At 72.7% G+C, this 12,650-nt stretch carries 10 protein-coding genes and 1 pseudogene; 4 read left to right on the top strand and 7 right to left on the bottom strand.

The features are described from left to right. Positions 1–864, top strand: an 864-nt coding sequence (locus ABZ297_RS43810; protein ID WP_355359500.1) for an SbcC/MukB-like Walker B domain-containing protein, incomplete at its 5' end; no start/stop codon positions are given. A gap of 77 nt (positions 865–941) precedes the next feature. Here ABZ297_RS43810 and ABZ297_RS43805 read toward each other — a convergent pair. Together ABZ297_RS43805 and ABZ297_RS43800 are read right to left on the bottom strand one after the other, a co-directional pair. Further along, complete coding sequence (locus ABZ297_RS43805; protein ID WP_355359497.1) at positions 942–1,703, bottom strand: NUDIX hydrolase; 762 nt, start codon at positions 1,701–1,703, stop codon at positions 942–944. 60 nt (positions 1,704–1,763) lie between these two features. Next, complete coding sequence (locus ABZ297_RS43800; protein WP_355359494.1) at positions 1,764–2,954, bottom strand: FAD-dependent monooxygenase; 1,191 nt, start codon at positions 2,952–2,954, stop codon at positions 1,764–1,766. 204 nt (positions 2,955–3,158) lie between these two features. Between ABZ297_RS43800 and ABZ297_RS43795 the strand changes: the two genes are divergently transcribed. Then, a complete protein-coding gene (locus ABZ297_RS43795; protein ID WP_355359491.1) occupies positions 3,159–4,043 on the top strand; it encodes an SDR family oxidoreductase in 885 nt (294 codons plus the stop codon). Between the two features lie 81 nt (positions 4,044–4,124). On the opposite strand, the gene ABZ297_RS43790 is transcribed toward ABZ297_RS43795, so the two are convergent. The 3 genes from ABZ297_RS43790 to ABZ297_RS43780 all read right to left on the bottom strand — a co-directional run bounded on the left by ABZ297_RS43790 (position 4,125) and on the right by ABZ297_RS43780 (position 7,084). Next, complete coding sequence (locus ABZ297_RS43790; RefSeq protein WP_355359488.1) at positions 4,125–5,222, bottom strand: glycerophosphodiester phosphodiesterase; 1,098 nt, start codon at positions 5,220–5,222, stop codon at positions 4,125–4,127. A gap of 78 nt (positions 5,223–5,300) precedes the next feature. Further along, positions 5,301–5,957: a response regulator transcription factor gene (locus ABZ297_RS43785; protein WP_355359485.1), complete on the bottom strand. Its 657-nt coding sequence runs from the start codon at positions 5,955–5,957 to the stop codon at positions 5,301–5,303. Then, on the bottom strand, positions 5,954–7,084 hold the full coding sequence (locus tag ABZ297_RS43780; protein ID WP_355359482.1) for a sensor histidine kinase: 1,131 nt from the start codon (positions 7,082–7,084) through the stop codon (positions 5,954–5,956). Before ABZ297_RS43780 ends, ABZ297_RS43785 begins: the two co-directional genes overlap by 4 nt. 118 nt (positions 7,085–7,202) lie before the next feature. On the opposite strand from ABZ297_RS43780, the gene ABZ297_RS43775 reads away from it, so the two are divergent. Then, a complete protein-coding gene (locus ABZ297_RS43775; RefSeq protein ID WP_355359479.1) occupies positions 7,203–8,255 on the top strand; it encodes a DUF418 domain-containing protein in 1,053 nt (350 codons plus the stop codon). 66 nt (positions 8,256–8,321) lie between these two features. On the opposite strand, the gene ABZ297_RS43770 is transcribed toward ABZ297_RS43775, so the two are convergent. Beyond that, a complete protein-coding gene (locus ABZ297_RS43770; RefSeq protein ID WP_355359476.1) occupies positions 8,322–9,542 on the bottom strand; it encodes a hypothetical protein in 1,221 nt (406 codons plus the stop codon). 67 nt (positions 9,543–9,609) lie between these two features. Between ABZ297_RS43770 and ABZ297_RS43765 the strand changes: the two genes are divergently transcribed. Further along, a complete protein-coding gene (locus ABZ297_RS43765) occupies positions 9,610–10,932 on the top strand; it encodes a citrate synthase (protein ID WP_355359473.1) in 1,323 nt (440 codons plus the stop codon). A gap of 145 nt (positions 10,933–11,077) precedes the next feature. Here ABZ297_RS43765 and ABZ297_RS43760 read toward each other — a convergent pair. Then, positions 11,078–12,650, bottom strand: a pseudogene (locus ABZ297_RS43760) (chromosome partitioning protein ParA); the annotation flags it as partial.

Below are 12,650 nucleotides of genomic sequence, written 5' to 3'. Positions count from 1 at the left end.
GACCGGCTGGTTGTCCACCACTTTGGTGGAGAACGCGAGAGCAAGGGCGTGTTGCTGCGCGAGCTGGACGCGCAGCACGCCGCGGTGACCAGCACGCTGGCCGACCCGGAGCTGGTGGCGGCCGCCGCGCAGCCCGCACCCGACCTGGACACGATCGCGGCGGAGCGCGACGCGGCCGAGCACGAGCACACGGCGCTGGCGTCCGCGAAAGACCGGGCCATGGCCCGGGAGGCGCGGCTGCGGGAGCTGGGCGCCGAGCTGGCGGCCTGCCTGGAGCGGTGGGAGCCGGCCGCCGCCCGGCACCGGCTGGCCGAGCGGATGGCGTCGCTGGCCGGCGGCACGTCCAGCGACAACCAGTGGAACATGAGCCTGTCGTCGTTCGTGCTGGGGGAGCGGCTCAGGCAGGTGGTCGACGCGGCCAACGAGCGGCTCGACCACATGTCGGCCGGGCGCTACTCGCTCCGCCACGACCTGCGCAAGACCGCCGGAGCCAGAGGGCGGTCGGGTGGCGGGCTGGGGCTGCGGGTGTCCGACGGCTGGACCGGCGTCGACCGCGACCCCGCGACCCTGTCGGGCGGCGAGAGCTTCATCACCTCGCTGGCGCTCGCCCTCGGCCTGGCCGACGTGGTCGCCGCCGAGGCGGGCGGCGCGGAGATCGGCACCCTCTTCGTGGACGAGGGCTTCGGCACCCTGGACGAGGACACCCTCGACGGCGTCCTCGACATCCTCGACAGCCTGCGCGACGGCGGGCGCGCGGTCGGCATCATCAGCCACGTCGCCGAGCTGCGCTCCCGGATCCCGGCACAGCTCAAGGTGGCCAAGACCCGCACCGGCTCCACCCTCTCAACGGTCGGGGTGGGCTGACCACGCCGACCTTCCCGCGTGAGCCCGGTCGCGAGCGGAAGAAGCGGCCGTGCCACCTCTGTCTCGTGTCGATGGCCTCAGGCGTCGCGCCCGAGCACTGTCTCTGCGTATCGGCGCACGACCGGCTCCAGGTAGTCCACATGCGACCCGGCGAGGCCCGCCACCTCGGCCTGGGAGCGGACAAGGGCGATCCGGTCCAGCTCCGGATCACGACCCAGTGCCGTCTCCGCGGACACCAGAGCCCCGAACCGTTCGTGCACCAGCGACGCCGGTCGGGATGGAGCGAGGAACAGGACACCGACGCTCCCCCGCTTACCGCGTGCGACAAGCCACAGGGTCAGGTCGTCGGGCGGCGTGTCGATACCGGTCTCCTCGACCAGCTCCCGCGCGGCGTGCCGGCGGAGCGCGGCCTCGTCCAGGGACTCACGGTCATCCGGCGGCTCGACGGACCCGCCCGGCAGCTGCCAGCGACCAGGAGTGGCCGTTGACGACGACATCCGCCCCACCAGCAGGCGCCCGTCAGCTGTCGGCTGCACGACCGAGACGAACAGGGACGGCAGCCACGCGGTGGCGCCAGGGACCCGACGCAAGGCGTAGCGGCGGTAGGTCGTCCTAGCCCAGGAGAGGACCAGGCTGTGTGGCCCATCCCGCTCCAGCCCCGCGCACGCCGCCACTGGCCCGTCGAAGAGGCTCGGGTTGGCCTGAACCGTCTCCTCCCAAACCCTGTTCATGGCCAGCCGGTCTTCGGGCGATATCGCGGGCGCGGCAGCTTCGACCAGGCGGAGCCGGCGAACGTCCATGAGTTCGACGCCGGAAGGTGGCGGCAGTGGCTCGGTCACCGCCTCATGCTGGCACACCGGGGCGGCGTCGCCGGTGTCGGCGCGTGTCGCGCGGTTATCTCATCTCGGTGCCCGTGAGACCTTCGAGCCCAGCCAGCGCGCGAACCGGGGCAGTGCCTCGAGTCGATCGGTCGCCTGGCTGACCCGGTAGTACAGCTGCGGCGGGACGTGCGGGAGCACCGGGGACCGCCGCCGGCCGAGCAGCGTGAACATCTGCGGCGGCGGAAGGCTGATGTAGCGCGGGATGTTCTCGTACCACAGGGCGCTGTGGCGGGCCGCTCTCTGGGGGCCCCGGATCGCGGACATGCGCTCCCGCTCGTAGCGGGCGAGGGCGGGCTGGAGCCGCGTGTCGCTGTGCAGCGCGATGACCAGGACGGCGGCGTCCCCCAGCGCGAGGGAGGTGCCCGCGCCGATGGAGTAGTGCGTGGTGTGCGCGGCGTCCCCGAGCAGGACGAGGTTGTCGCGGTACCACGTCCGGTTGGTCAGGGTGCGGAAGTTCAGCCAGTGCGCGCTGCCGTCGGCCTGCGCCCGGCCGATCAGCGGGTGGCCGTCCAGGATGTCGTCGAAGATCTTCTCCAGGAGGGCCAGGCCGTCGGCCTCGTTCGCCTCGTGCAGCCCGAGCCCCTTCCAGGTCGCGGGGGAGCACTCGATGAGGCAGGTGCTGTGATTCTGGCTGATGGGGTAGCCGTAACACCAGATCCAGCCGTGCGCGGTCTCCACGAAGGAGAAGGTGAAGGCGTCGAAGACCTTGGTGCTGCCGAGCCAGATGTAGGGGTTTCCCCCGACGGCGACCACGGTGCCGAAGTGGTCGGCGTGGCGCTCGCGCAGCACGCTGTTGACCCCGTCGCCGGCGACGACGAGGTCGGCATCGGCCACCTCGTCCGCGTCGGTGATCTCGCACTCGAACTCGATGCGCACGCCGAGCGACCGGGCCCGCTCGGCGAGGATGCCGAGCAGCCGGCGCCGGCTGATGCCGAAGCCGCCGTCGCCCTGACGCACCACCGTGTGGTCGCGGATGTGCGCGACCGTGCTGTCCCAGCAGACCGAGCTCTCGCTGATGGCGCGCCCGGACTCGGGGTCGGCGCCGTGGAGATTGTCGAGCAGTTCGTCCCAGTACGTCACGCCCCAGCCGTATGTCGACCCGGCTGGGTTTCGCTCGTACACCGTGATGTCATGGGACGGGTCCACGCGTTTCATCAGGATCGAGAAGTACAGGCTGGCGGGCCCGCCGCCGACGCAGGTTACCTTCACAAGAACCCCCGTTTGTCGCGCAAGGTAATCAAGCTATGACATAGAGTAGCAGATGGGGTGTATGTGGAGCGGTCTCACCCTGTTGAGTCGCCCGCCGGCCGTCTCGACGCAGCTGACTGGGCCGACGCCGCCCCTCCGGTCACCGATGGCCGACGGCGGCCACAGTGACGTTAGCCAGGGGCAGGCGCGGGCATGCGGGAGAGCATGCGTGAACAAGCCGGCAACGCACCGCCTCCGCAGAGCCAGCCGTATCCGGGGCGTTCGGGGGAGATGGCCCCTGAGCCGCGCGACGAGATGCGTGACTACGTCGGCAGGGAACTGCTCGACGGGAAGCGGGCGCTGATCACCGGCGGCGACTCCGGCGTCGGGCGGGCCGTGGCCGTCGCCTTCGCCAAGGAGGGGGCCGATGTCGCGATCGCGTACCTGACCGAGCACGAGGACGCCAACCGCACCAGGAAGCTGGTGGAGTCCACCGGGCGGCGCTGCGTGCTGCTGCCGGGCGACCTGGGCGACCGCGACCACTGCGCGGCCGTGGTGGAGCAGGCGGTGACCGAGCTGGGCGGCCTGGACGTGGTGGTGAACAACGTCGCCTACCACAGGCCCGTGCGGTCACTGGACGAGCTGACCGACGAGCAGTGGGAGCACGCGTTCGCGGTCAACATCCACAGCTGCTACCGGGTCACCAAGGCCGCCCTGCCCTACTTGCGCGAGGGCGGTGCGATCGTCAACACGTCCTCCGTCAACGGGCTGCACGGCAACGGGACACTCATCGACTACGCGGCGACGATGGGCGCGGTCAACGCCTTCACCTGCTCGATGGCGCGGAACCTCGCCGACAGGGGCATCAGGGTCAACGCCGTCGCTCCCGGCCCCGTCCGGACGCCGTCGATCGCGGTGGCCCTTCCCGAGGAGAGGGGTGCGGAGTTCGGCGAGCAGGTGCCGATGAAGCGCGCCGCCGATCCGGACGAGATCGCGCCGTCGTACGTCTTCTTCGCCGCCGAGCGGCTCTCGTCGTACTACACCGGGGAGATCCTCGCCCCGGGCGGCGGTGACGGATGGCGCCCGTCGCCGGCCTCGGCGACGGCGTGAACGCGCAGGCGGCCCTCGACGCGAGCGGGCGCGGCCGCACGCTCACGCCTGAGGCCGCGCCCGCGGTTCCTGGCCCGCGCGTCAGGCGCGGAGCGAGCGCTGGGCGACCACGGCCCGGCACATCCCGGGGTCGTCGCAGAACGCGCCGTCGATGCCGAGGTCGACGAGCTTGTTCAGCCAGCCCATCACGTCGCCGGTGGCGCGGGAGTAGACCGGGCTGGCCGGGTTCCCGAGCCGGTAGTCCGACGGGAGCTGGGAGTTCTCGTTGCGTACCGTCCAGACGTGCACGCTGAGGCGCCGGCGGTGCGCGTCGTCGACCAGCGTGGTGGGCGCCTGGAGCTTGCCGTCCGGGCCGGTGGGGACGACGCGGCGGGTGTCGACGCCGACGCCGTTCGCGTACGTGGCGACCTCGCGCAGGCCCTCCGGCTTGACCAGGTCGTCGTAGGTGCGGGTGCTCCCGGCCGCGACCCAGTCGTAGGGCGCGCCCCCGAAGGTGACGAGCTGGATCAGCGGGAGCCTGGTCTTGGAGCGCAGGTCGCGCAGGTTGGCGGTCTCGAACGACTGGATGAACGCCTTGCGGACGTGGTACTTGTTCAGCACCTCGAGCAGCGGCTCCTCCAGCGACAGGCCGATGGAGTCGAAGTAGGTCGGGTGCTTGGTCTCGGGGTAGACCCCCACGCCGTGCCGCTGGGCCAGCTGGACGACCTCCTCGAACGTCGGGATCTCCGCCAGCCCTTCGAACGCCGCGTTGTCCGGTCGCAGGTCGGGCACCCGCTCCTTGGCGCGCAACGTCTTCAGCTCGGCGAGCGTGAAGTCCTCGGTGAACCACCCGGTGACCGGGCGCCCGTCGATCGTCTTCGTGGTGCGCCGGTCGTCGAACTCCCGGTGCGACTCCACGTCCGTGGTGCCGCCGATCTCGTTCTCGTGCCTGGCCACCAGCACGTGGTCCTTGGTGGAGACGAGGTCGGGCTCGATGTAGTCGGCGCCCAGGGCGATGGCGGCCTCGTACGACAGCAACGTGTGCTCGGGCCGGTGGGCGCTGGCGCCCCTGTGCCCGATGACGACGAGGTCCTGGCCGCGGCGGTCGGCCGTGGCGGGTTCGGTTCTGAACAACACGACACCTAATGTGCCCGCGGCCAGCACGGCCATCGCGCTCGCGAGCAACCTGCGCATCTTCATGCGCGGCACCGTAGAGGGCACAGGTGGCTCGCGGGTTACGGGAAAGCGCACGCCGCGGGGCGCCAGGCCGACCCTGCGCTACCGGCCGCCCATCACGCCGTTCTCCCACGCCCAGGCGGCGATCCCGACCCGGTTGCGCACCCCAAGCTTGGCTTGGACGCTCGATACGTGGCCCTTGACGGTGCTCAGCGAGATGAACAACTCGGCGGCGATCTCCTGGTTGGTGCGTCCTCTGGCGACGGCCCGGACGACCTCGGACTCCCGTTGGGACAGCGGCTGCGCGGGGCCGTTGACGGCCAACGCCCCGGCGGACGCGAGGTGGCGCAGCAGCCGGACGGTTACCGACGGCGAAACCAGGGCGTCTCCGGCGTTCGCCGCCCTGACGGCCTCGACGAGCAAGGCGGGGCCGGCGTCTTTCAGCACGAAGCCGACCGCGCCGCCGCGCAGCGCGCCGTACACGTACTCGTCGAGGTCGAAGGTGGTGACCACGATCACCCGGAGCGGGTCGGGGACGCCGGGGCCGGCCAGGGCACGGGTGACCTCGATGCCGTCGAGGCGGGGCATCTGGACGTCCAGCAGGCACACGTCCGGGCGCAGCCGCCGGGCCAGCTCGACCGCCTCGGCGCCGTCGGCGGCCTCAGCGACCACGCTGATGTCGGGCTGGTCCTCGAGGATGACCCGCAGGCTGCCGCGCACCATCGCCTGGTCGTCGGCCACGAGGACGCTGATCGTCATCGACGCTCCCGCGAGGTGACGGGCAGGGTGGCGAGCACGGACCAACCGGCCCCGGCGCGCGGGCCGGCACGCAGCGTGCCACCGAGGGTCTCCACCCGTTCGCGCATCCCCACCAGGCCGTATCCGCCACGGTGGTAGTACCGGGCCGGGGCCGGCGGGGCGTCGTCGAGGACCTCGACGGTGACGGTGTCGCGCTCCTCGGCGACGCTGACCGTGACCGAGCGGGCGTGCGAGGCGTGGCGCGAGACGTTCGTCAGCGACTCCTGGACGACCCGGTAGACGGTGCTGGTCACTTCGGGCGGCCACACCGGTTCACCGGCAGGCAACCGGAGGCGCACCGCGGGGCCGTGCCCGCCGAACCGTTCGACCAGGTCGCCGAGCCGTTCCTGGCCGGGCGTGGGGAGAGCCGGGTCGCCCTCGGCGTCGCGCAGCAGACCGACGACGCGTCGCGTCGCGGCCAGCGCGTCGGAGCCGGCGGCCTCGATGTCCGCGAGGGAGCCCTCGACCTTCTCCGGGTGCTTACGGGTGATGAGCTGGGCGGCCTGCGCCTGGAGCACGATGCCGGTGATGTGGTGGGCGACGACGTCGTGCAGTTCCCTGGCGAGCCTCAGGCGCTCGTCGCGGCGCACCTTGTCGGCGACGGCCCGGCGGCGGGCGTCGAGCAGCCGCGGCCACAGCCCGATCACGACCGCGGCGAGCCAGCCCAGGCCGTTCAGGACGGCGACGACCGAGTGGGAGAAGGCCGCGAAGGCGCCGGCGACCACCGCGAGCCCCCCGGCCGCGACGGCGCAGGCCGGAACGACCGGGAGCGCTCTGACCGCGGACCCGACGAGCACGGACAGGCCCAGGGCCATGGCCGGGCCGGGCTCGGCGGGCAGCTGGGCGAACCGGGCGACCAGGAGGGCGGCCGCCGCGACGGCCAGACCCGCGACCGCCGCCCGCGCCCGGCCGTGCCGGCGCAGCAGCGCGATCACGCACACCGCCGCACCGGCCGCGCAGTCGAACTGCCAGTAGTCGCCGCCCCAGCTGTCAGCGACGCGGGACGCCTGAAAGGCGAGCGCCGCCGCGAACCCGACGCCGAGCCCGGCGTCGGCCGCGTGCCTGGCCGGCCACTCCCGAACGTTCACACCGCTCAGGCTAGGAGATCTCCACCCCGCACCGGACCGGCCGAAAGTACCGTCTCCGGCGGTGCAACCCTGCTTTCGCCCGATGCCGGGCACCGGGCCGGGTCCACAGGATGAGCCCATGCCACCTGAAGATTCCCAGCCGCTACTGACAGCTCATACGGACCCGCAGGGCCGGGGCCACGCGCGCCCGCCGACGACCTCCCCCGGCCGCCCGCGCATCGCCGCGCTCGACGTGGTGCGCGGGTTCGCGCTGTGCGGGATCCTGCTGGCCAACGTCAAGCCGATAGCCAACGTAGGCGGCGTCCTCGTGGGGGGTCCGCTGACGACGGGGGAGACGTGGATGGCGCTGCTCGTCGGGCAGCGCTTCTTCCCGATCTTCTCCTTGCTGTTCGGCGTCGGGTTCTCGCTGCTGCTGAACTCCGCCGCGGATCGCGCCGCCCGTCCGCGGCTGCTCCTGCTGCGTCGGCTGCTGGCGCTGCTGGCCCTCGGCCTGGCGCACCGCGTGCTGCTGTGGGAGGGCGACATCCTGACCGTCTACGCCGTCGTGGGCCTGCTGGTGCTGCTGCCCTCGACCTGGCTGCCGCGCTGGGCCGTGGCCGGCCTCGCCGCCGCGTCCATCGCGACGGCGCTGATCCTCAACGCCGGCTTCTTCGCGCTGGTCCCCGGGCTGTTCCTGCTGGGCTCGGCGCTGACCCGGTACGGGGTGATCGGCCGGATCGAGCGGTCCGGCCGGGTGCCGGCCGTGCTGGGGCTGCTCCTCGCGGCGGGGGCGGTGCCCGTCCTGTGGGTGCAGACCGATGCGCGGACCGGCGACTCGGTCCAGTCGCTCGCGCTCGGCGTGGGCGGGCTGCTGGTCGCGGGGGTGTACATCTGCGGCCTGCTGCTCCTGCTCAGGACGCCGCTGCGATGGGCGCTGCAGGCCGCCTTCGCGCCGCTGGGCCGGATGGCGCTGACCAACTACCTGACCGCCACCGTCCTCGTCCTGCTGGTCAGCCGCGTCCTCGGCGGCTCGTCGGACGGCTGGTCGGTGACGACGGTGTTCCTGATCGCCGGGCCCATCCTCGGCGTCCAGTGGCTGTGGTCCACCCTCTGGCTGCGGCGCTACCGCCAGGGACCTCTCGAGTGGCTCTGGCGCTGGGCCACCTGGGCCCGCCGTCCACCCCTTGCTTGACGGCTCGGCCGTGCTCAGGCGTCCGGCGGCCGCATCGGCTCGCCGTCCGCCTGTGCGCGTGTGGGGTCAGACGGCTTCGTACCCCGGGAAGAGCAGCGACAGCTCGCGCGGGTAGGTCGCGATCAGCCGCAGTTCGTCGTCGGTCAGCGGGCGGCCGGTCATCGCGTTGCAGAGCTGGACCAGCCGGAACGCCGTCTCCTCGTCCCGCACCTCGACCTCGAGCCCGTCCATGACGTGCCTGAACCCGGCCTTGCCGCCGTACTCGCCGGTCAGGACCACGCGGCCGGCGCGCGCGTGCCAGTCCTCCGGGAACGGGCCCAGCGTCGCCTCGTCGTACAGCTCGTAGTTGCCGTGGTCCTTCAGCGCGCCGTCGGCGTGGATGCCGCTCTCGTGCGCGAACGCGTTGCGTCCGACCCCCACCTGGTTGTACGGGAGGGGCTGCCCGAACGCGTAGCTCGCCCAGAGGCCGAACCTGCGGGCCCACGACAGGTCGATGGCGTCGCCGAGCTCCGCGTTCAGGCCGAAGCCGTGCTCGAAGGCGAGGATCGTCGACAGCAGGTCGGCGTTGCCCGAGCGCTCACCGATGCCGTTCACGCAGGTGTTGATCCAGGCGTCCTGGCCCGCCTCCAGGTCGCCGAGCGCGCCAGCGACCGAGTTGGCCACGGCCAGCCCCAGGTCGTTGTGGCAGTGCGTCTCGATCGGCATGCCGGTGGCCGACGCCAGCTTGGCGAACCGCTCGCGGATCCTGTCGGGCGTGTCGCCGCCGATCGTGTCGCAGTACCGCACCCGGTCCGCGCCCGCCTCCTTGGCGGCCAGCGCGAACTCCAGCAGGAACCCGTCGTCGGTGCGCGACCCGTCCTCGGCGTTCACCCCGACCGTCTGCGCCCCCGCCGCCTTCGCGGCTCGGACCGCGGCGGTCATCTCCCTGATGATCGCCGCCCGGTCGAGCCGCCCGCGGAACTTGTTCTGGATCATGTAGTCGGACGTGGAGATCGACAGGTTGTAGTGCTTGAGGCCGAGCGGCGCGGCCTTCTCCACGTCCTGCGGCACACCCCTGCACCAGCCCGACAACCGCAGGTCGCCGAACGCCCCCGCCTCGGCCAGCGCCACCTGCGCCCGGACGTAGGGCACCTCGTGGAACAGGAAGGGGAAGCCGATCTCGGACTGCGCCACGCCGAGCTTGGCCAGATAGAAGTTGACCATGGTCTTGCCGAACTTCGACAGGCCGGTGCGCGCGGTCTGCACGCCGTCCCGGTTGGTCACGTCGAGGAAGTGAACTTTTGGCATGCTCCTACGTTGACACCTTGCCTCAATGTGTATCAATATTGATTTTCGTCAACATTGGAGGTCGGGTGTGGAGTGGATCGACGCGGCCACGGCCGCCGAACGGCTCGGCGTCAAGCCCGCCACGCTGTACGCCTACGTGAGCAGGGGCGTCCTGAAGCGCCGCCACGGCGAGGACGGCCGCCGCAGCCTGTTCGACGCCGACGAGATCGAGCAGCTGGCGAGGCGCGGCCGCCCACGCAACCAGCCGCCCGAGCTGGTGATCGAGTCGGCGGTCACCGCCCTTGGCGCCGACCGTCCCTACTACCGCGGTTACGACGCCCTGGCTCTGGCGACGACCGTGAGCTTCGAAGAGGTCGCCGAATGGCTCTGGACAGGCGACCCTTCCAACGGCCTGCGTCAGATGCCTGGTTTCGGGGGAAGTGGTCCGCGTCCGGCGGCGGACTCCAGGGAGGGCGGTCCGCGTCCGGCCGCCGGCTCCGGCGTTGGTGGTTCTCGTCCGGCGTCCGGGGGCGGCGGGGGCGGGGTGGGGGCGCCGTGGCGATGTGAGAAGAGGGCGTTGCGGGCGGCCGTCGCCGCCCAGCGGGGGCTGCCCCCTGGGCTGCTGCCGCTCGACCGGCTGCAGGTGATCACCACGGTGCTCGGGGCGTCCGACTCGCTGCGGTACCAGCTCGACCCCGCCTCCGTGGCCGCCACTGGCCGGCGGCTCGTGGCCGGTCTCGTGGACGCGCTGCCGGAGGTGGGCGAACCGCAGGGGGAGTCGATCGCCGAACGGCTGTGGGCGCGGCTAACCCCGCACCCTGCGACGCCCGGCCTGCTCGACGCGTTGCGGGCCGCGCTCGTGCTGCTCGCCGACCACGAGCTGGCCGCCTCGACGCTGGCCGCCAGGGTGGCCGCGTCCGCCAAGGCCGACCCGTACGCCGTGGTCCTCACCGGGCTCGGCGTCCTCGGCGGCCCGCTGCACGGCGGCGCGTCGTACGCGGCCGAGCGGCTGCTGGCTGAGGTGTCCGAGCCGGGCCTGGCGGCGCGCGTGGTCGCCGACCGGGTGCGGCGCGGCGAGCGCATCCCCGGCTTCGGGCACAGCGTCTACAACAACGGCGACGCCCGCGGCAGCCTGCTGCTCGACCTGGTGCGGGAGGCGTCGCCCGAGCATGAGCGGCTCGCCGCCGTGGTCGCCGTCCTGGACGAGGTCCGCAGGCGCAGGCTCCCCGAGCGCAACGTCGACTTCGCGCTCGCCGCCCTCGTCGCGGTCGGCGGGATGGTGCCGGGGGCGGGCGAAGCGATCTTCGCCGTCGCCAGGACGGTGGGCTGGCTGGCGCACGCCATGGAGGAGTACGCCAAAGGCACCCTGCTCCGCCTCCGCGCCTCCTACACCGGCCCACCACCCAGGTAACCGCCCGTCGGCGCGACCGAGGTGACGTGCCGCTTACCGTTATGGGCGCTCCGCTCGCCGTCGGCGTTGGGGGCCGGGCAGGTGGCGCCGACGCGGAGATGGCGTGCCGCTCGCCCTCAGCGTCGGGCGGGCGCGGACGGAGATGTCAGTGGCCGCTCCGGTCCACGTACGCCGCCAGCGCCCGGACGCGGTCGGCGTGCTGGTCGTGGCCGACGATCACCGGCGGCTCGTTGTACGGCATCGCGTCCGACGACCTGCGCAGCTTGATGTACTGCCCGCACGCGTCGATCGCGTACGGCTCCATGTCGTCCTGCAGCGCCCCGATCACCGTGATGCCGTACGTCTCGCCGATCCTGCGGAACAGCGCGACCGCCTCCCTGCGGTGCTCCTTGCCCAGGTTGCGGCCCAGCTCGTCGAGGACCAGGCACAGGTGCCCGCCTCCTGAGGACGCGATCGCCGCCGCGCACACCAGCTTGACGGCCTTCTCGTCCATGAGCGCCGTGTTGGCCCGGCGGTTGTACGGGACCAACCCCTGCCCCTCACCGCGCCGCCACTTCGGCGTCACCCGCCACTGCCACCGCTGCTCCGGATCGGCCGGAGCGGGCGGCACCGGGAACTCCAGCGTCGCGCCGTACCCGCCGTAGGACGTGTCGAGCTTCTCGAACTCCTCCGACACCCGCGCCAGCCGCGCCTTGATCGCCGCCGTGAGCGCCGCCCGGTGCACCGCCGTGGACTGCGCCGCCTCCTCGGCGCCCTTGTCGGCCGCTGCCAGGTCACGCTGCCGCGACACGAGCTGCGCCTCGATCTGGCGGCGCTGGTGCTTCTCGTACTCCTCCTGCCCCCGCAGGTACGACGCCAGCGCCCCGCACACGGCCGCGAACGTCGCCTGCTCCCGGGCCGCGCTGCCGCCTCGCTCCGACAGCAGGAACCGGAGCTCCTCGGGGATCTCCTCCTCGTCGGCGGTGTAGGTGTCGCGCAGCGCCTGGTCGAAGAGGCGTTCGGCGATCCGCCACCACTCCTCGGCCGTGCGCGGACGCTCCTCGTCGGGCAGCGCCTTCAGCCACTCGCGGGCGCCTTCGACGGTGCCACCCCAGTCGGCGGCCAGCGCGTCGAGCTTCAGCCCCGCCCGCTCGCCGCCGACCTTGGTCTCCTGGTCGCGCGCCTGCGCCCGCTCGCCTTCGAGCCGCTGACGCCGGGTGTCGAGACGCTCGATCTCCATGTCGCGTGTCCGGGCCCGGAAGTCCAGAGCGCCCGCCTGCCGTTCGGCCTCGGCCACCTTCGGCGTCAGCTCCTCCAGCGCACCGACGAGCTCCGCCAGCCGTTCACGCCGCTCGGCCAGCCGCCTCTCCAGCTCGGCCAGCCGCACCCCCGCCTGCGCGCCTTCGAGCCGCCGCTGCGCCTCCGCGAGGTCCTCCTCCGCATCGCGGACGGCCTGCGCCGCGCTCTCCTGGACGTCCCTCGCCCTGTGCAGGCGGTGCTCGGCGGCCTTGATACGCGCCTCGCGCCCGGTGGCGACCCCGTCGAAGGCCCCGACCACGCTCACCCCGGCGGCGCTGACCAGCACCGACCCCGGCAGCGCCGCGAGCGCCCTGGCGGCCTCGTCGAGCTGCCCGGCGTCGACGATCACCGCGTGCTCGTTCGGCCACCCGCGTGACCCGATCACCAGCCCGCCGACCGCCTTGCCGCCGCCGTCGGGACCACCGGCTGCCCCATCGGCC

Origin of the sequence: Nonomuraea sp. NPDC005983 (assembly GCF_040614375.1) — a bacterium.
Lineage (GTDB): Bacteria > Actinomycetota > Actinomycetes > Streptosporangiales > Streptosporangiaceae > Nonomuraea.
Note: the sequence above shows the minus strand (reverse complement) of the source record. Positions and strands in the feature narration are given on the sequence as shown.

Bases quoted from the DNA above. Each gene is read 5' to 3' on its own strand.
- ABZ297_RS43785 (WP_355359485.1), bottom strand. From the start codon at position 5,957: ATGACGATCAGCGTCCTCGTGGCCGACGACCAGGCGATGGTGCGCGGC.
- ABZ297_RS43790 (WP_355359488.1), bottom strand. From the start codon at position 5,222: ATGAAGATGCGCAGGTTGCTCGCGAGCGCGATGGCCGTGCTGGCCGCG.
- ABZ297_RS43775 (WP_355359479.1), top strand. From the start codon at position 7,203: ATGCCACCTGAAGATTCCCAGCCGCTACTGACAGCTCATACGGACCCG.
- ABZ297_RS43770 (WP_355359476.1), bottom strand. From the start codon at position 9,542: ATGCCAAAAGTTCACTTCCTCGACGTGACCAACCGGGACGGCGTGCAG.
- ABZ297_RS43795 (WP_355359491.1), top strand. From the start codon at position 3,159: ATGCGTGAACAAGCCGGCAACGCACCGCCTCCGCAGAGCCAGCCGTAT.